We start from the raw sequence: 18,402 nt of genomic DNA, 5'->3' as shown, positions 1-18,402 counted from the left end.
TACATTAGGTAAGGGGATTTTTTTGGATCCGAATTAAATCTTATTGACGTTAACGTCAACGTTAAGTAAACTGAAAATTAGAAAAGAAAAACAGGGGAGATTCGACGTGGCTTGGACAATAACAGAACTTGCTCAACAATTTGATGTGACAACGAGAACCATTCGATTTTATGAAGAAAAGGGGTTGATACATCCTGACCGTACAGATGCTGGTCAACGAACGTATTCCAAGCGTGAACTCGTTCGCTTACGGTTAATCTTGCGTGGAAAGCGATACGGGTTTTCTTTGTCTGAAATTGCAGAAATGATCGAGCTGTTTGATGTTGATCGGACCGAACAGAAGCAACTCGAGACGACGATTACTTATGGAAAGAAGAAGGTTGCCGAGCTTAACGAAACGATTGAAAGTTTTATTGCACTTCGAGATGAAATGGAAGAGATGCTCGTCACATTTGAAGATAAGCTACAGCGCATAAATAAATTGGAATAACTATAGGAGGGTTCGTTGTGAATATTTCGCAATTGTTAGAACGGAATGCAAGGAAGTATTATGACAAAGAAGCTTTTGTTAGTGGTTCGGTTCGTCGAACATACGGAGAAGTGGATCGAATCGTGAATACACTGGCGCATGAATTTAGAAATCAAGGCATTGAACAGGATGATCGTGTTCTGTTATATTGCCCGAATACGCTGGATTTCGTTTACAGTTACTTTGCGATCATGCGAATTGATGCGATTGTAGTTCCGGTAAATGCAAAGTTCACATCAAGAGAGCTTGCGTATGTGATTGAACATAGTGAAGCGAAAGCTTGTATTGTACACGAACAACTAATGACTCAAGCGGAACCCCTTCTAGAACGCCATCCGATTAGTTGGTTTACAACTGGTCAATCAAATGAACGAATCGCATCAATCTACATAGAAAATGAAAGCGATTACAATCTACCTCTTAAGAGCACAAGAGTAGATGATGAACTTACGACGATTTTGTATACATCTGGAACGACCGGTGATCCAAAAGGCGTGATGTTTAGCAGCCGTAATATCTTAAGCGTCGCCACAATGATGTGTATAGAAACTGAAATAAACGAACCATCAAACGTATTACACTTAATGCCACTCACACATTCAGCGCCTCTACATTTGTTCTTTGTAGCAGGAATGTATGTGGGAGCGACTCACATTCTTGCACCTACGTTTACGCCTGATCTGTTATTAGACCTTATCGAACAAGAATCTGTGACTCATTTCTTTGGTGCGCCTGTCGCTTACTTACTCACTGCCAAACATAAACAGATCCAATCAAGAGACCTTACCTCAATTCAACGGTTTGTGTATGGTGGTGCGCCGCTGTCAGCTTCAGAAGTTAAATTTGTTCAACAAGCGTTTCAGAGCGATCAATTCATGTGTGTCTACGGCCTTACAGAAGCTGGTCCTAGTGGCACGTTTTTAGCCCCAAATGAGCACGAACGAAAAGCCGGAAGCATCGGTAAAAGAGCCGCATTAAACTGTGAAATTGATATTGTAAACGACAACGGTGATCACGTACCGAGAGGTGAAGTTGGTGAAATCGTGCTACGCGGGGAAGGCACGATGCTTGGACTCTATAAAGATGAAGCCAAAACAGCAGAAGTGTTAAAAGATGACCTCCTCTTTACGGGAGACTTGGCTCGAGAAGATGAAGATGGGTATATCTGGGTTGTGGATCGGAAGAAAGACATGATCATTAGTGGTGGAGTAAATGTCTATCCAAAGGAAATTGAGCACGTGTTACAAGATCATCCAGCAATTATTGAAGCAGCAGTTGTTGGTGTCCCTCACCCTGAATGGGGAGAAACGATTAAAGCGTTTCTTGTAACGACCGATGGTCTAGTGCCGAACATAAATGATTATTTGTCTACGCAACTCGCAAGCTACAAGATTCCTAAACTGTACGAAGCATTAGAAGAATTACCGCGGAACGCTTCTGGCAAGTTATTAAAACAAGTGTTAAAAACAAGAAAGGTTGAATCAAGATGAGTATTGATACCGTTGAACGTGTCTTGCTAAAAAAATTAGAAGAAGCGTGTTCACCACAGTTGTACACGTATGCAAAGGGAGAACTAGATACTTTCTATGCGAGATGTTATGAACAATTCGACGAAAGGGCAGCGCATACAGATCGTGAAGGGCAACCACGACTCATTCGTTATGACCGCTATGGGAATGATGTCTCACAGGTGTGGGTAAATGAAGGGTATAAGAAGACGGTTGAAGAGACATACAACACAGGGATTGTAGGCTATGTTCACAAACCGATTCCAAAGCTCGGCTCAACCGGTAACTATTCTTACAGCTTTGCTCAAGGCTACGTACTCTCACAAGTTGAGCCTGGTTTTTATTGCCCGGTTACGTTAACGATGGCGGTAGCGTATTTGATTGATCATTATGCTGATGAAACGATTAAGCAACGATTTTTGCCACACGTGTTAGCAACCGGTGATGTGGAATTGTATGAGGGGGCAACATTTTTAACTGAACGCCAAGGAGGTTCAGATGTTGGCGCTAATGAAGTTCGGGCTGTGAAAGAAGGCGACCATTATCGAATCTACGGTGAGAAGTATTTTGCTTCTAATGCTGGGCAGTGTGGTGTTGCAGCAGTGCTCGCTCGGTGCGATGATGCACCTCCTGGTTCAAAAGGGTTAAGTCTATTTCTCGTCCCTTGGAAAGACGAGAACGGCTCAATCAATAAGCTATATGTAAGACGTCTAAAAGACAAACTAGGGGTACGCGCCGTGCCGTCAGGAGAAGTCATGTTTGAAGGAGCAAAAGCGTATTTAATTGGTGAAGCAGATCAAGGATTCTATTATATGATGGAAGCACTGAATCTTTCACGCATTTGTAATAGCGTAGCTTCACTTGGCATTATGAAACGCGCATTGGTTGAGGTGAAGTCGTACACGTTATCTAGAAAATCGTTTAAGCAACGATTAATCGATTTTCCGATGATTCAAGAAAGCATTGCAAAATTGTATGCAAGGCAAGAAATTCAATTATCAGCAGTGTTTGATTCCATCGTTGTCTATGATGAAGTGACTCATAAAGGCAACGGGGATCCGTATTTAAACCGGCTGCTTATTGCGCTATTAAAAGCAAGAACAGCAGAAGAAGCGATCGCATTTTCACATGAAGCAATCGAGATTCATGGAGGTAATGGGTACATTGAAGATTTTGTAACGTCAAGGCTATTACGTGATGCTCAAGTGTTGACCGTGTGGGAAGGTACAGAGAACATTCTTGCCCTTGAAGTGTTACGCTTAATTACGAATTATGAAGGTGAAGCGCGTTTTTTCAAAGAAATCAATCGTCAACTCACGAAAGCAAAATTACAAATGAGTGATCACGTTTTTGCCGATGTTGAACAACATATACAAGGACTTACAGCTGATTTTGCTTATTTATCATCGTGTAACAAAGAAGAGCAAACGTTACACGTACGATTGATCTCAAGAAAAATGGTTGACCTTCTCCTCGTCGTTCACGGCTATGCACGAATTGAAGATCATCGTGACCACGTATTAGCCAACATTTATCGTAAGACCATCTGGCATTCGAATACGCTGGACAAAGAAAAGCTGGCGACGCAGTTCATCGAGGAAATCATTCGTGAGAAAGATGCAGTTCTAAGTACTTCTGATAAGAGTACATCATAACTAAAGAATTGTAAGTTTATCTAGAAGCCGTATTCGCTTACTATGCAATAAAACAAACACCTACCAAGTCGTACAAATTGTACTCTGTGATTAATAAGAAAAATAACTTTATTACGATTATCCTATGAAGAAACAGCGGCTAGTGTGGCGAAGACGCCTGCGGGAGTAGCGTTAACTGAAGACCATCGTGCGTAGCACGATAGCTGAGGTAACGCCCGCGGCAAGCGTAGCCACACTAGCCCTTATTCATTGATAATTGATAAGTATGTAACCAATACGATATATTTTTTAAAGCGTAAGACACATCTTATATACAGGTGTGTCTTTTTATTTTTATATACGAAATACTTTAATTTTGATAGAATATTATTAAAATAAAGTATTTAATTTTTCAGAAAGGGTACAACGAGAAGCTATCTACATCATAATTAAAAGGGGAAATGGCAATGAAAAAGAATGCTTTGCTGTTATTTAGTGTAGTGAGTGGGTTAACAGTATTAGCTGCTTGTTCAGGGCAAGAAGAAGTAAGTGAAGACGAACAAGCGGTAAGTGGGGAAGAAGCAGGGAGTGAAGCTGGAGAGCTTTTATTGGCAATGCCTTCGGATGCAGTCACGTTAGATCCTCATCGCTCAAACGATATTCCATCGAACATCGTATCCACGAACCTTTATGAGCGCTTAATTGAAACGGATGAGAACATGAACTTCATCCCCGGTTTAGCAAGCTCGTATGAGCAAATCGATGAAACAACGTGGGAATTCGAGTTGCAAGAGGGGGTTGAGTTTCACGACGGTGAACCGTTTAATGCCGATGCAGTAGAAGCAAACATTGAGCGCTTATTAAACCCAGAGATCGCCTCTCCCCGTGCGTTTTTGTATGACATGATCACAGAAGTTGAAAAAGTTGATGACTTTACGGTGCGACTTCATACCGAGTATCCGTTTGGACCACTACTTCATCATCTTTCTCATGATGGTGCGAGTATGATTAGTCCAAAAGCCATTGAAGAAGGGTTCAGCGGCGAACGCAACCTCGATGTTGAGCCTGCTGGTACAGGCGCTTTTACATTTGACCGTTGGGATCAAGGAAATGAAGTTGTTCTCACTCGAAATGACAACTATTGGCGTGAACAACCTGATCTTGATTCGGTTACATTTCGGGTGATTCCTGAACAATTGACGAGAATTGGGATGCTTGAGAACAATGAAGCGCACGTTGCAGCATCGATTGAACCAGTTAATACGACGGCTGTTGAATCGATGCCAAATGCGGAGTTGCAAATTCAAGATGGTTTACGTGTAGACTATATCGGTTTTAATACGCAGTCTGAGCCTTTTGATGATGTTCGAGTTCGTCAAGCAATCACCCATGCGATTAATACAGAAGACATTATCACTGGTCTTTATGAAGGGTATGGCATGCATGCAAAAGGCCCAGTAAGTCCATTAGTATTCGGGTTCGCTGAAGGTGCTGAACCTTTAGACTATGATGTTGAGCAAGCCAAAGAGCTATTAGCAGAAGCGGGATATGAAGACGGATTTAAAACGACCATCACGACCAATGAAGAAAATCCCATTCGCAATCAAATTGCTGCACTCGTTCAAGATCGCCTTAGTGAAATAGGAATTGACGTCGAAATTCAAAGCTTGGAATGGGCAACGTTTTTAGATGCAACGTCAGAAGGAACGTATGACATTCAGTTGAGTGGCTGGACAACAGCAACGGGTGACGCAGATTATGGCATTTACTCACTGTATCATACAGACAATTTAGGAAGTGCTGGGAATACGTCTTTTTATGAAAATGAGCAATTGGATACGTTGATTGAAGACGCTCGGCAAGAAACGGACGAAACGATACGACAAGAGTTGTATGAAGACATTACACAACAATTAATTGATGAGGCACCGCATATTTATACGGTTCATGAACAACACTTGACCGGTGTGAACGAGAGTATTGAAGGGCTAATTCAACATCCGAATGGAACGTTCATTTTTGATGATGTACGTGTATTGGATGCTGTTGAGGAAGACGGAAGTTATTAAAGGGGAATTATGATGAATGATTTACTAAACTTTTGGACGATTGATGGCGCAATTTCGGATTGGAACGGTGACGGGGTTCCAGATGGTATTGCCATTCGTGTTACGGGTTGGAAAGAAGTTGGATTGCCGGAAGGTCTTATTGACTTTTCGGCACGTCTTGGTTATGAAACGTCGGCAATGAATCCAGATTTTCTATCAGAGATGCCAACACGTTCTCCGTTCCATCTATCGATTGAAGGGGAACGTACCATTATTACAGCAAAAGGAATTTGTGCGCCAACGAAAGAGGCAATGAGTGAAGCCCTTCGTTGGTTTGCAAGTGAATGGCCAAAGGCAAGCATTGAGAGCGTGACGACCATTGAATTAAGAAGCGGCCAATATCGTTTAAACGAGGGTACGTGGCTTTTGGACGAGTCAGAAGGAGACAATCATTCATGGCCGCTTACTCCTGTTGAAGGCTTGAATGAGTTATTTGAACAAAGCAATTACAATTCTGAACGACGTTTGTCATCAATCGTTTATAGAGACTTCACGATTGAATTCGATCAAAAACTCGGTATACATGCTTTTAAAGAGACTTGTTATTACGCTGCGAAAATGGGCATGTACAGCACGCACATTCAATTCCCAATTACCGGTGATGAGCGAACGTTCCATGTAATGATCCATCACGATCATCGGGCAATTGTAAATTTAGAAAAACAACACCTTCTAGTACGAGGAAATGAAGAAGAGGTTGTGTCATTTCTTCATGCGTTAAATCATGGGGATTTGAGAATTCCACGAGACGTGAAAGAAAAACCAACTGATACGATTTTAAATGTTGATTGGACGAACGAAGGTGAACGCTTTGAGATTGAGGCGTTTGTAGAAAAAGTATGGCAACCAAATGCATCCATTGAAGTCTTCATTTCTGAATCAAAATTGGTGCGAGATCATCTTAAACATCTGTGGCTTTCTCAAGGAGCCAGTGATGTACACGTTCGGTCATCGTTTAAGCCTGGGTTTCATTGGATTCAAGAAGAAGTCCTTCCTCTTATTGGTGAAGCAAAGCATGTGACAATTGCTTGTTTGGAGGAAACTGGGGACGGTATGGAGATGCCGATCCGTTGGTTGCAAGAACTGTATCCAATCGATGAAATGATTGAAACAAACGACAGGACTGTAGACGTTTCGATCAAGAAAGATTTGAAACATACGTATGAGGTTAAAGCGTATGACCGAGAGGATCAGTTAATTGTTGATACGTACTTAGACGTACCAACGAGTCAAGTTCCTTATATTAATGAACAATCTTGGTCATACCCGACAACGAGTTGTGTTACCGTTAACGCTCAAAAGCAGCTCTTCCAAACCGATCGTGAACGGTTCTGGCGATATTACGTACAAGAAGTTTTGCCGACAATTCATGAACAGCTTGATCTTGACGAACAATCGGGCATGACGAAGCCCCTCTTTCATTCTTTAACGCTGGATGTGACGATGAGCGAAGAAGAAACGAAGCTGGATTTTGAACATGAACGAATTTCTTCACTGGAAGCACTTCATGAAGATTTGTATTTTAACACGTTAGAATATTACCGTGAACTAGGACTTCAAAGAACTGGCGTTGCTTGGAATACACCTGGTGCTGTGTTGCCTTTTATGCACGTCGTTGAAGGAAGCAAACCGAAAGCTACGATAACCGTTACTCGTTGGCAAGACGTACAAGCACCGAATAGTCGATTTGTTCAATCGTTGTTTTTTAAAAACAATGAACTACATTATGAAACAGATCAACACGTTCAGCGAAAAGTTACCTATTCCAATGATTTAGAGGATGAACGAATTGTAGAAGCGACAAAACAACCCGGTGTTTCTGCATTTGAAGTCTCTCGCTCATTTAATGGGAATCCAATTTACGCTTTTGAGATTACTGCTGAAACAAATGCAAGTTGGCAAAGTGCGCGTAAATTAGGCGTCTATAAGCCGACCATTTTAATAGAAACAGGTCACCATGCAAACGAAGTGTCGAGTGTTCCAGCGTTGTATGAATTAATGAAACGCATCGACCAAAAAACGTTAAAAGCAATTACAATCGTCGCAATTCCAGGCTCTAACCCTGATGGGACAGCTTTACATCAACAATTAATAAAAGAACATCCGGAGTGGAAGCATCATGCGGCAAGGTTTAATGCAGTCGGTTTAGAGTTCAATCATGTTCGCTTTCAAGACAGTGTATTTGGAGAAGCAATGAGCGCACCTGCACTGATTAACCGCTGGTTACCTGATGTTTATATAGATAATCACGGCATCCCTGCACACGAATGGATTCAACCATTCGCAGGTTACAATAGTCCCCCGCGATTCCCAGTTTCTTATTGGTTACCAAACGCAATGATGTATGGAATCGGCAAGGACGTCGACGATTGTGAAGAGCATCGTTTAATCCTTGATAAGGCGACGGTGTGGAGTGCAAAAGCAATCGGTAAAAATGATCGTTTGCACAATAAAAACAAACAGTGGCAATCGCGCATTAAGCGTTATGCTTATCCTCATGTTGCGAAGAAGTTTCCACTTCCTACTGTGCATCATATGATCTTTAATCGATGGCAAGAAAAGGAGGATAGCGACTCTACTCACTACATTTACCGGTATCCAGAATTGTGTAGTTTAGAAATCGTTACAGAAGCGGCGGATGAGACGGTTTACGGTGACTGGTTAGATGACTGTGTAAATGGTCAACGATTGTTTAACGAGAGTATCATTGAAATGGTTGCTTCAACAAATCAAACGATCGAGAAAGAATCAACGTCTAAGAGGTTTGGGTTACGAAGAAGTCGACCTTTACGTATAAAGTAGAAAAAAGCTAGGAGAGTCCAACGGACTTTCCTAGCTTTTTAAATTTGAATCGATATTACTTCGCATATTCTGCTTTTTTCACTTTAAGATCAAAGCGGTCAGCGTTCATCACTTTCACCCAAGCAGCAACAAAGTCATTTACGAATTTCTCTTTGTTGTCGTCTTGTGCGTATACTTCAGCAAGTGAACGTAGCTCTGAGTTCGAACCGAACACGAGGTCAACGCGTGTTGCAGTGCGAACGACGTTACCAGACTTGCGATCTTTTCCTTCGTACACGATGCCATCAACTGGTTTCCACTCGATGTTCATATCAAGGAGATTCGTGAAGAAGTCATTAGAAAGTGTTCCAACGTTTTCTGTGAATACGCCGTGGTCTGTTCCACTGTGGTTCGTACCGAGTACACGCATACCACCAACAAGAACTGTCATTTCTGGTGCAGTCAGACCTAGAAGCTGTGCTTTATCAACGAGAAGTTCTTCAGATGGAACACTGAATAGTTCTTTTTGATAGTTGCGGAAACCGTCAGCTTCTGGCTTAAGAACGTCAAAGTTTTCAACGTCTGTTTGTTCAGCAGTCGCGTCGCCACGTCCAGCAGCAAATGGTACCGTTACGTTCATGCCTGCGTTGCTTGCAGCTTTCTCGATCGCAGCGTTACCAGCAAGTACGATAAGGTCAGCAAGACTTACGTCTTGGCTTGCGTCTTTTTGGATATCTTCAAGTACGTTGAGTACTTTTGTTAATTCTTGTGGTTCGTTTGCTTCCCAGCTTACTTGTGGCTCAAGGCGTACACGTGCGCCATTTGCTCCACCGCGCATGTCAGAGCCGCGGTAAGTGCTTGCTGAAGCCCAAGCTGTTTTAACGAGTTCTCCGACACTAAGACCAGAATCAAGAATCTTCGCTTTTAGTTCAGCTACATCGGCATCAGTAAGGTCGTAGTTACCTGCAGGAACTGGATCTTGCCAGATTAATACTTCTTCAGGAACTTCAGGTCCCATATAACGGTCACGTGGTCCCATATCACGGTGAAGAAGTTTGAACCAAGCGCGTGCGAATGCATCTTGGAATTCTTCTGGGTTCTTGTGGAAACGACGAGAAATCTTCTCGTATGCAGGGTCCATGCGAAGTGCCATATCAGCCGTCGTCATGATTGTACGTACACGCTTTGATTCGTCTTCAGCATCTGGAGCTAGATCCTTTTCATCTTGGTCAACTGCAACCCAAATGTGTGCTCCCGCTGGACTTTTATCAAGTTTCCACTCGTAACCGAAGAGAAGATCGAAGAAACCGTTATCCCATTTTGTTGGGTTTGCAGTCCAAGCACCTTCAATACCACTTGTAATGGTGTCGCTGCCTTTGCCGCTTCCGTGAGAGCTAATCCAACCAAGACCTTGGTCTTCAATTGAACCGGCTTCTGGCTCTGGACCTACTTGCTCAGCATCTCCAGCACCGTGTGCTTTACCGAACGTATGACCACCTGCAACAAGTGCAACCGTTTCTTCATCGTTCATTCCCATACGACCAAATGTATCGCGAATATCAAACGCGCTACCATTAGGGTCAGGATTTCCATTAGGGCCTTCTGGGTTTACATAGATAAGCCCCATTTGTACAGCAGCTAGTGGGTTCTCAAGCTCACGGTCACCACTGTAACGGTTGTCGCCGAGCATTTCTTTTTCGTTACCCCAGTTTACGTCTTCTTCTGGATGCCAAACGTCTGCACGTCCACCACCGAAACCAAACGTCTTACCACCCATAGACTCGATCGCTACGTTTCCTGTAAGAAGGAGAAGGTCAGCCCATGAGATTTTATTTCCGTACTTTTGCTTAATTGGCCAAAGCAAACGACGTGCTTTATCAAGGTTCGCGTTGTCTGCCCAGCTGTTTAATGGTGCAAAACGTTGTGCGCCTGTTGCACCGCCACCACGGCCATCGCCGGTACGGTATGTACCTGCAGCGTGCCATGACATACGAATGAACATCGGACCGTAATGACCGTAATCTGCTGGCCACCAGTCTTGGCTATCTGTCATAAGATCATGAAGATCTTTCTTTAGTGCATCGTAATCAAGTTTGCTAAACTCTTCAGCATAATCAAAGTCTTCGCCCATAGGGTTTGACTTGTTATCGTGTTGACGTAGAATACTCAAGTTAAGGTGGTTTGGCCACCAATCTTGGTTCATCGTTGCTTTTGTTCTAGGGCTTGTAACACTTCCGTGAGAAAATGGACATTTTCCTTCAGAAGAATGATTCGCTTCAGAAATAATGTTGTTTTCACTCATACGAATTCTCCTTTTCACTAGTAAGAATAAGATACATCATCAACGACCACTAAATTATAATCGTTATTATGTAATCATTATAATAAAATATTGGCGAATTGAAAAGCATTAATTACTAGATTCACAACGAAATCTCGCATTTTATCTCGCTAAAATGCTTTAGAGTCATGATTTTAACGTGTTAAAGATTGAGAAAAAACAAGATCGTCTGTTCGCTTTACTGTTATATACAAAAAATCATTATCAATCAATGATTGACAATTGACAATGAAAGATGCAAAGAAAGTGAGTGTTAGTGCTCAGCTACAAGTTGATGTTGTTCGATGAGTTGGATGACGTCATCCAATGACACTTCTAAACTATCTGCAATGTACTCAACAGATAAGTGCTTATTGAGCTTTAATTGAATTTGTTTTTTGAGAAGATCTTCTGCTCCTTGTTGATAAAGCTGTAGATCCAACGCTGTAGAAGTCTGAGATGTACGGATTGGTTCTTTCATTGAAGGGTCTTGCACGACAAACGTTAATTCATAAGGATGACCCGTAATCTCTTGAACAATCGAAGATAGAAGCGCCTCGTACCGGTCTGCTAACCAATCTTTTGCGAACTCGTTTGGTGCTTCGATAAACATCGTATTGTTTTCAATCGCATGAACGTTTGTCGCTTTTAACCATGTTTCGTAACTTGGCTTACTTACGTGCGTTTTCACAGCACGTAACGTTTGTTCCCATACCTCCACCGTTTCCATCACCCATTCACTCCTTACTTTTCTATCAATACGTCACGTGAAAATCCTCCTTAATTGTACCATTTCATGAAGGAATCTTGTAGAAATATAAAGTGTAGTTCAGTTCCTTTCATAAAACTGTTTTCTCAATGCCGATTAAGAATTGTAGAACAGCGTGCATAACTGCAGTCTGTAATCATACGTATAAACTGAAGGACGATCCTCCGGAGGGATACGATGAAAAAAACGACATCTTACTTTAATGACCTTATTGATTCTCAAGTGATTGCCGCAATTAGTCATAAAGAAAAAATAACGAAAGCCATTGAAAGTGATTGCAATGTTGCTTTTTTATTAACCGGAGATTTAATCGTATTGCCGGAGTATGTTGAACAACTGAAACGTGCAAATATGTACGTATTTGTTCACTTGGACTTTATCGAAGGGCTGGCTAATGATAAAAGCGCGATTGAATACGTTGCCAAAATGGTACGCCCAACAGGCATTATTACGACCAAAAGCCACCTTATAAAATGGGCAAAAAAACAGAACTTGTTAACCATTCAACGATTGTTCGTTCTGGATCGAAATGCGGTAAATAAAGGAATTGCGATGGTTCGTGATTCTGATCCTGATGCCATAGAGATCTTACCAGGAATTATTCCGAAAGTGATTAAACAATATCTTGCATCAAGCAAGCTCCCAATTATTGCAGGTGGCCTTGTTGATCAAAAAGCTGAAGTCTATGGAGCGCTTGAAGCTGGAGTGTTGGCTGTATCAACTGGAGAAGAACCGCTTTGGAAAATGGGTGTATAACCTTTAGCATACAACTGAATAGAGGCGCTTTCAAAGGTAGAGACGTGGAGACACCTTAGAGAGGCATAGGCAATCCCTATGGCTTTTTATGGTGTTTTCTTTTGTTTGTAAGGAGGTGAAACGAACAAACGGAACGATCCATTTGTTTAGAAGGGAGAAATGAAAATGAAGACGATGAAGAAAATTTTAGCATGCGGGGTTTTAGGGGTTTTGTTGCTGCCGCAAACTCATGGTTATGCACAAGTTACGACAACCGGGGATGATGTTACGAACGTTGCACACCGAGGTGCATCAGGACACGCACCAGAAAACACGATTGCCGCCTTTGATAAAGCTGTCGAAATCGGTGCAGATTACATTGAAGTAGACGTTCATATGAGCAAAAACAACGAAGTTGTCGTCATTCACGATGCAACGGTTAACCGAACAACAGATGGTGAAGGTAGAGTGAACGACTTTACATTGCGTGAGTTGCACCAGCTTGATGCAGGTAGTTGGTTTAGCGACGAATATAAGGGAGAGCAAATTCCAACACTTGGAGAAGTATTAGACCGCTACCTCGGTGAGATTGGCATTTTAATTGAAGTCAAGGACCCTGCTAACTATAACAATATGGAACGGTTTGTCGCAATTGAACTGATTAAACGTCAGCTTCGAAAGCCAACCGATGAAGAAGTAATCGTGCAATCATTTGATCATGCTTCAATGGAGCGATTCCATAACATTCTTCCAGACGTTCCAATCGGGGTATTAGTGAGCAATAATCCGAATGGTATTAGTGATGAACAGTTAAAAGCTTTCCAAACGTATGCGGATTATACGAACCCGAACCATCTTATGGTTGACCAAGACCTTGTAACACGAATTCAAGATCATGGAATGCAAATCTCTACGTGGACAGTCAATGATCCTAACCGAATGGAAGAGTTGGTTGAGTACGGTGTTGATGGAATCATTACAGACTTTCCAGATCGTTTACAAGACGTGTTGCAATAGTGTCTAGTCGTAAATCTCGAAAAAAAGGTAAATAATCTCTTAATGATTGTCATAGGTTAATAGTAGTTACACTTCGATAAATAATTAATAGGGTAGAGACATGATGAGACGACCCGACAAACAAAACTCGACCCTTTGTTTGTGTTGGTCGTCTTTCTTTATCAGAAAAAAGGGGGAACGATTCATGAAAAAGATGAAACGCTCATTATGGTTCGTGGGTATGGGATCATTTGTGCTTTTAAGTGCATGTGGCAATGGGGATTCAGAAGATGATGTTGGCACAATTACGCTTTACTCACCAGAAACGCCAGATATGTCGGCAGAATTAGCCGAAGCTTTTGAAGAAGAGTACGGAGGTACTGTGAATGTTGAGTATGCAGGCACGAATGTGCTTGTAAACCAAATGCTTGCAGAACAAGACAACCCTCAGGCAGATGTATGGTATGGAGGTGGTGGGTTTATGCCGTTCGAATCAGCCGTTGAAATGGGAATCTTGGAAGCGTATCAACCAGAAGCAGCAAGTGATTGGGAAGTTTATGAAAACGATATCAAAATGAGACATGAAGATTGGATGTATACAGGTATCGAATTGTTCGCACTTGGATTCTCTTACAACCCTGAACTTGTATCTGAAGAGGAGTTACCACAAACGTGGGATGACTTACTCGATCCAAGGTGGGAAGGCGAAATTCAAATGCCAAACCCAGCTGCTTCAGGAACCGCCACGCTACTCGTACTCAGTCAACTTCTAGCTAAAGGAGAGGAAGAAGGTTGGGGATACTTTGACCAACTCGTTCAGCAAATGAGTGCAATGCCAGACTCCGGCCTAGCGCCAACGCAAGCGGCTGCTTCTGGGGAAGCATCAATTGGCATTGGATTTGACTTTATGGCGTATCAAATGAAAGAGCGTGGAGAATCGATAGATTTTCACGTGCCTGAGAGCACACCAGTACTCGTGAACCCAGCGACGCTTATTGCAAACGGACCGAATCCAGAAGGTGGGCAGAAGTTTATTGAATTTTTGCTATCAGAAAAAGGACAACAAATTAAAGCGGATTGGGGTCATATTCCACTTCATCCAGACGTTGAATCCCAAACGCCTCTCAATGCCGAAGCGTTAAAAGATCATGCAATGGAACTTGATGTAGATTGGATTATCGAAAACTATGATGATGCTAGAAACGAGTGGCAACAACGGTATTAAAGAAGTTTTGTCGTCATTATTATAAGTGAAGGTGTGAGGGCAATATGGGTTCTGTAACTGTGAAAGGATTAGTCAAACAATATAGCGACGTCCCCGCACTAAAAGGGGTGGATTTAAACATCCGAGAAGGGGAGTTTTATGCCCTTCTCGGGCCATCTGGATGTGGTAAAACGACAACGATGCGCTGTATTGCTGGTTTTGAGGACATTACAGAAGGTGACATTTACATTGGAGCACAGCGGGTGAATGATGTTGCTGCCAACCGACGAAATTGCGGAATGGTGTTTCAAAGCTATGCGTTGTTTCCTCATTATAATGTGTTTGAAAATGTGGCTTATAGTTTAACGGTTCGAGATCTTTATCGAGGTTCGTACGGTAAGCGGGTGAAGAGTTTTGCGCGTTTAATGAGCAAAAAGCTCGGAAAGCCACCGAAAGAACTGTATCAAAAGGTTATGGATGCCCTGCAAACGGTTGAACTGGACCACTTAGCTGAACGTGGCGTTGGTGAATTGTCTGGGGGTCAGCAACAACGAGTCGCATTAGCACGAGCACTCGTCATGGAACCCGCGGTATTATTAATGGATGAGCCGTTATCGAACTTAGATAAAAAGTTGCGAAACACAATGCGCACAACGATTCGAACGATTCAACAAGAAATCGGTATTACGACGATCTTTGTTACACACGACCAAGAAGAAGCGATGAGTATGGCAGATCGCATCGCGGTTATGAAAGATGGAGAAATTGTTCAACAAGCGACACCAACTGAATTGTATGGAAAACCGTTAACACCGTTTGTTGCTGATTTTGTTGGCTCCTCTAATATTTATGACGCAACGGTCATCGATGGACGACAAGTGAAAATTAACGATCAATTTGTCGTTCATACGAACGGAGTAACAGAAAACGGTGAAGCAAAAGTGTTAATTCGCCCTGAAGGTATTAAAATTCTTCGTGAACATAGCGAGAGTAGGAACGTAATTGAAGGGAAAGTAACGATGAGTACGTATTTTGGTCCGAACATTCGTTACGATGTAAATGTCGGAGAAGCAACAGTTGTCGTTGAACAAGAATTCGAACCCGGGATTCCGGTCTATGATCAAGGAGATCATCTTTTTCTTCATATTCCTGAAGAAAGGGTGCTACTTCTATGATAGAAAAGCACAAAAAACCCACACGTTTTCAACGCTTAAGAAATTGGGATAGCTTGAAACTCTTAAAATATGCAGTGATCGGTTTCTTCGCCTTATTTCTGATGATCCCGTTATTATCGGTGTTTATCGTCAGTTTCACTGGAGAACCGGTAAACCTTTTTGGTTCATTTGTGAATCCAGAAATTCTCTCTACAAACATCGAGCGATTACAAAACGCTTCATTTGAACATTACGCAAATCTCTTTTCAAGCGGTAGTGTCTATTTATCAGCACTAAACAACAGTTTGTTACTGTCCATTTTAGTGTCAGTCATCGTTATTGTCATGTGTTTACCGATCGCATACGCGTTTGCAAGAACAGCGATGCCATTTAAGAAAACCTTAGCGGCACTATGTACGATGCCCATTATCGTGCCGACATTTATTTCTGCTGCTGGCTTTATTATCATGTTCGGTCGTACAGGCTGGGTGACACACGTCTTTAATACAATGCTCGGAACAGAGGGCGCGATTTTTAACGTGTATTCAATGTTAGGCATCATTCTCGTGCAAGTGTTCTTCTTCTTTCCGTTTGCCCTTTGGCCAATGGTTGCAGCATTTAAGATTGCTGATCTTTCTGTTGAAGAAGCCTCACGAAATCTAGGGGCAAAAAGCTGGTCGACGATGGTGTTTGTCACATTACCGCTTGCCTTACCTGGCATGATTTCGAGTGCACTACTCATTTTCACTGTCAGTTTTTCTGACTTTGGAACACCAATCATTCTAGCGCCTGATGGCTTAAACTTAATCGTCGTGCAAGCATACCGTGAAATCTCTGGATTCTTTAACTGGGCTGGCGCATCCATTTTAACGGTCATCATGGTCATCGTTGCAGCCATCTTCTTTTGGTTACAACGGTTGGCAACAAAAGGGAAAGATTACGGGACGGTTTCTGGTAAGCCTAAAAAAGTAAAACTCAATGCAAAAAAAGCAGTTACGTTGCCGCTCTTTACCTACACTAGTCTCGTCGTTCTATTACCTGTGCTTACCGTGTTCTCTGTTTTTATTCAATCGATCGCAACGACGTGGGGGCGCGATTTGTTACCGAGAGGATTTACACTCGATCACTATGCAACGATCTTTACCCGCTCAACGGATAACATTATGAACAGCATTATTTTAGCGAGTGGGGCGCTTGTTATTAGCGTGATTGTAGCAACATTAGTGAGTTATTTTGTCGTACGACAAAATGCAACGAAACTTGATTTTATTGCATCCATCCCTTTAGTCGTACCAGGCATTGCGCTTGGAATTGCGTTTATTCAGACGTTTAACACCGCTCCTCTACAATTAACAGGCACTGCGTTTCTTCTAATTGTTGCGTATGCAATTCGTAGAATGCCATACATGATTCGCTCGACGATGGGGAGTATGATGGCCATTCGCTCTGACATTGAAGAAGCTTCCGTAAACCTTGGCGCATCAAGGTTGTTGACGTTAACGACAATTGTCGGTCCATTGATGTTGCCAGGCATTGTCGCCGGGTCCATTCTCGTATTCGTTACTGTAATAAAAGAAACGAGTGTTACGATTCTTTTGGCCCCGTCTGAATGGGCACCGATGAGTTTAATGGTATTCCAAAACATTTTACGCGGGCAAATGTATACAGCATCTGCGATGGCGATCTTGATTATCGGTGTCGTACTCATCCTCCAACTCGTCGCAAATCGTCTGACGAAAAATTCGTTATATTAATAAAGGAGGAGTGGAATGCAAAGAGGATACATCTTTGATTTAGATGGCACAATTTATTTAGGGAATAAAGAAATTCCAGGTGCTGCAAAGACCATTCGCACGCTTCGAGAGCGTGGGGATCGCGTTTTGTTTATGTCGAACAATCCACTGTTTACGAGACTTGATTTTAAACGGAAGTTAGCAGCACTTTCGATGGATGTAAAGGTTGATGAGATTTATAACTCAAACTATATATTAGCAAGGCATTTAAAAAATCGTTTGGCATCTACTGATCGTGTATTTGTCATTGGAGAAGCACCGTTATACGAAGAATTACAAAATGCAAACATTCCACTCACATTTCAAGCAATAGAAGCGACAATTGTTGTCGTCTCATGGGACCGTGATTTTACGTATAAAAAGTTGAAACAGGCGTACCTTGCTTATCGAAATGGCGCTACGTTTATTGCGACCAACCCAGATCGTACGTGTCCAATTGAAGGGGGCGCGATACCAGATTGCGGTGCAATCATTGGCGCCATTGAGGGAGCAACAGGGGAGAAAATTACAGAAATTGCAGGTAAACCATCACGCATTACAACGACCGTCATCCAAGGCGCAGTTGGATTACCTGCAACGTCTTGTTATATGATCGGTGATCGGTTAGAAACTGATATTAAGATGGCAAATGACGCCAATTGGCACAGCGTGCTCGTATTAACGGGTGTAACGACGACGGAAATGCTCGAGAAGTCGCTGATCGTGCCTAAGACGACACTGCAAAGCGTAAGAGAATTAGTAGACATCTAAAAAGTACAATGCCATTTAGCATTGTACTCAGGCTGTTGAGAAAGTCATTTCTCAACAGCTTTTTCTTATTTATAGACGCCGAATCATAACCACGCTTTGTTATAATAGAGAAAAGAACGGA

Annotated in this window: 13 protein-coding genes; 11 read left to right on the top strand and 2 right to left on the bottom strand. The window is 42.3% G+C overall.

Going from position 1 to position 18,402, the window contains the following annotated elements:
* The first annotated feature begins 106 nt into the window (after nucleotides 1-106).
* From JOD17_RS19965 to JOD17_RS19945, 5 genes are all read left to right on the top strand, one after another.
* Complete coding sequence (locus JOD17_RS19965; protein ID WP_204699717.1) at nucleotides 107-490, top strand: MerR family transcriptional regulator; 384 nt, start codon at nucleotides 107-109, stop codon at nucleotides 488-490.
* 17 nt (nucleotides 491-507) lie between these two features.
* Nucleotides 508-2,019, top strand: coding sequence for an AMP-binding protein (locus JOD17_RS19960; protein WP_204699716.1), 1,512 nt, complete (start codon nucleotides 508-510; stop codon nucleotides 2,017-2,019).
* A complete protein-coding gene (locus tag JOD17_RS19955; protein WP_204699715.1) occupies nucleotides 2,016-3,692 on the top strand; it encodes an acyl-CoA dehydrogenase family protein in 1,677 nt (558 codons plus the stop codon). Before JOD17_RS19960 ends, JOD17_RS19955 begins: the two co-directional genes overlap by 4 nt.
* Nucleotides 3,693-4,138: 446 nt before the next feature.
* Complete coding sequence (locus JOD17_RS19950) at nucleotides 4,139-5,740, top strand: glutathione ABC transporter substrate-binding protein (protein WP_239575764.1); 1,602 nt, start codon at nucleotides 4,139-4,141, stop codon at nucleotides 5,738-5,740.
* 12 nt (nucleotides 5,741-5,752) lie between these two features.
* Complete coding sequence (locus tag JOD17_RS19945) at nucleotides 5,753-8,581, top strand: M14 family metallopeptidase (RefSeq protein WP_204699713.1); 2,829 nt, start codon at nucleotides 5,753-5,755, stop codon at nucleotides 8,579-8,581.
* Between the two features lie 55 nt (nucleotides 8,582-8,636).
* On the opposite strand, the gene katG is transcribed toward JOD17_RS19945, so the two are convergent.
* Both katG and JOD17_RS19935 read right to left on the bottom strand, forming a co-directional pair.
* Nucleotides 8,637-10,862, bottom strand: coding sequence for a catalase/peroxidase HPI (katG, locus tag JOD17_RS19940; RefSeq protein WP_204699712.1), 2,226 nt, complete (start codon nucleotides 10,860-10,862; stop codon nucleotides 8,637-8,639).
* Between the two features lie 292 nt (nucleotides 10,863-11,154).
* Complete coding sequence (locus JOD17_RS19935; protein ID WP_204699711.1) at nucleotides 11,155-11,610, bottom strand: DnaA N-terminal domain-containing protein; 456 nt, start codon at nucleotides 11,608-11,610, stop codon at nucleotides 11,155-11,157.
* A gap of 216 nt (nucleotides 11,611-11,826) precedes the next feature.
* On the opposite strand from JOD17_RS19935, the gene JOD17_RS19930 reads away from it, so the two are divergent.
* The 6 genes from JOD17_RS19930 (at nucleotide 11,827) to JOD17_RS19905 (ending at nucleotide 18,281) form a co-directional block, all read left to right on the top strand.
* Nucleotides 11,827-12,405 (top strand): glycerol-3-phosphate responsive antiterminator, encoded by a 579-nt coding sequence (locus tag JOD17_RS19930; RefSeq protein ID WP_204699710.1) that lies wholly within the window; start codon nucleotides 11,827-11,829, stop codon nucleotides 12,403-12,405.
* Nucleotides 12,406-12,570: 165 nt separating this feature from the next.
* A complete protein-coding gene (locus tag JOD17_RS19925) occupies nucleotides 12,571-13,401 on the top strand; it encodes a glycerophosphodiester phosphodiesterase (protein WP_239575763.1) in 831 nt (276 codons plus the stop codon).
* A gap of 184 nt (nucleotides 13,402-13,585) precedes the next feature.
* Nucleotides 13,586-14,605: an ABC transporter substrate-binding protein gene (locus JOD17_RS19920; RefSeq protein ID WP_204699709.1), complete on the top strand. Its 1,020-nt coding sequence runs from the start codon at nucleotides 13,586-13,588 to the stop codon at nucleotides 14,603-14,605.
* Between the two features lie 44 nt (nucleotides 14,606-14,649).
* Nucleotides 14,650-15,759 (top strand): ABC transporter ATP-binding protein, encoded by a 1,110-nt coding sequence (locus tag JOD17_RS19915; RefSeq protein ID WP_204699708.1) that lies wholly within the window; start codon nucleotides 14,650-14,652, stop codon nucleotides 15,757-15,759.
* A gap of 53 nt (nucleotides 15,760-15,812) precedes the next feature.
* Nucleotides 15,813-17,492 carry an ABC transporter permease gene (locus JOD17_RS19910; RefSeq protein WP_239575762.1) on the top strand — a complete coding sequence of 560 codons (1,680 nt, stop codon included), beginning with the start codon at nucleotides 15,813-15,815 and terminating at the stop codon, nucleotides 17,490-17,492.
* A gap of 15 nt (nucleotides 17,493-17,507) precedes the next feature.
* Nucleotides 17,508-18,281 carry an HAD-IIA family hydrolase gene (locus JOD17_RS19905; RefSeq protein WP_204699706.1) on the top strand — a complete coding sequence of 258 codons (774 nt, stop codon included), beginning with the start codon at nucleotides 17,508-17,510 and terminating at the stop codon, nucleotides 18,279-18,281.
* The last annotated feature ends 121 nt before the right edge of the window (nucleotides 18,282-18,402 follow it).

It is taken from the genome of Geomicrobium sediminis (genome assembly GCF_016908595.1).
GTDB lineage: Bacteria > Bacillota > Bacilli > Bacillales > Marinococcaceae > Geomicrobium_A > Geomicrobium_A sediminis.
Note: the sequence above shows the minus strand (reverse complement) of the source record. Positions and strands in the feature narration are given on the sequence as shown.

Coding starts and splice junctions, on each gene's coding strand:
- JOD17_RS19955 (WP_204699715.1), top strand. CDS start 2,016: ATGAGTATTGATACCGTTGAACGTGTCTTGCTAAAAAAATTAGAAGAA.
- JOD17_RS19950 (WP_239575764.1), top strand. CDS start 4,139: ATGAAAAAGAATGCTTTGCTGTTATTTAGTGTAGTGAGTGGGTTAACA.
- JOD17_RS19945 (WP_204699713.1), top strand. CDS start 5,753: ATGAATGATTTACTAAACTTTTGGACGATTGATGGCGCAATTTCGGAT.
- katG (WP_204699712.1), bottom strand. CDS start 10,862: ATGAGTGAAAACAACATTATTTCTGAAGCGAATCATTCTTCTGAAGGA.
- JOD17_RS19935 (WP_204699711.1), bottom strand. CDS start 11,610: ATGGAAACGGTGGAGGTATGGGAACAAACGTTACGTGCTGTGAAAACG.
- JOD17_RS19930 (WP_204699710.1), top strand. CDS start 11,827: ATGAAAAAAACGACATCTTACTTTAATGACCTTATTGATTCTCAAGTG.
- JOD17_RS19925 (WP_239575763.1), top strand. CDS start 12,571: ATGAAGACGATGAAGAAAATTTTAGCATGCGGGGTTTTAGGGGTTTTG.
- JOD17_RS19920 (WP_204699709.1), top strand. CDS start 13,586: ATGAAAAAGATGAAACGCTCATTATGGTTCGTGGGTATGGGATCATTT.
- JOD17_RS19915 (WP_204699708.1), top strand. CDS start 14,650: ATGGGTTCTGTAACTGTGAAAGGATTAGTCAAACAATATAGCGACGTC.
- JOD17_RS19905 (WP_204699706.1), top strand. CDS start 17,508: ATGCAAAGAGGATACATCTTTGATTTAGATGGCACAATTTATTTAGGG.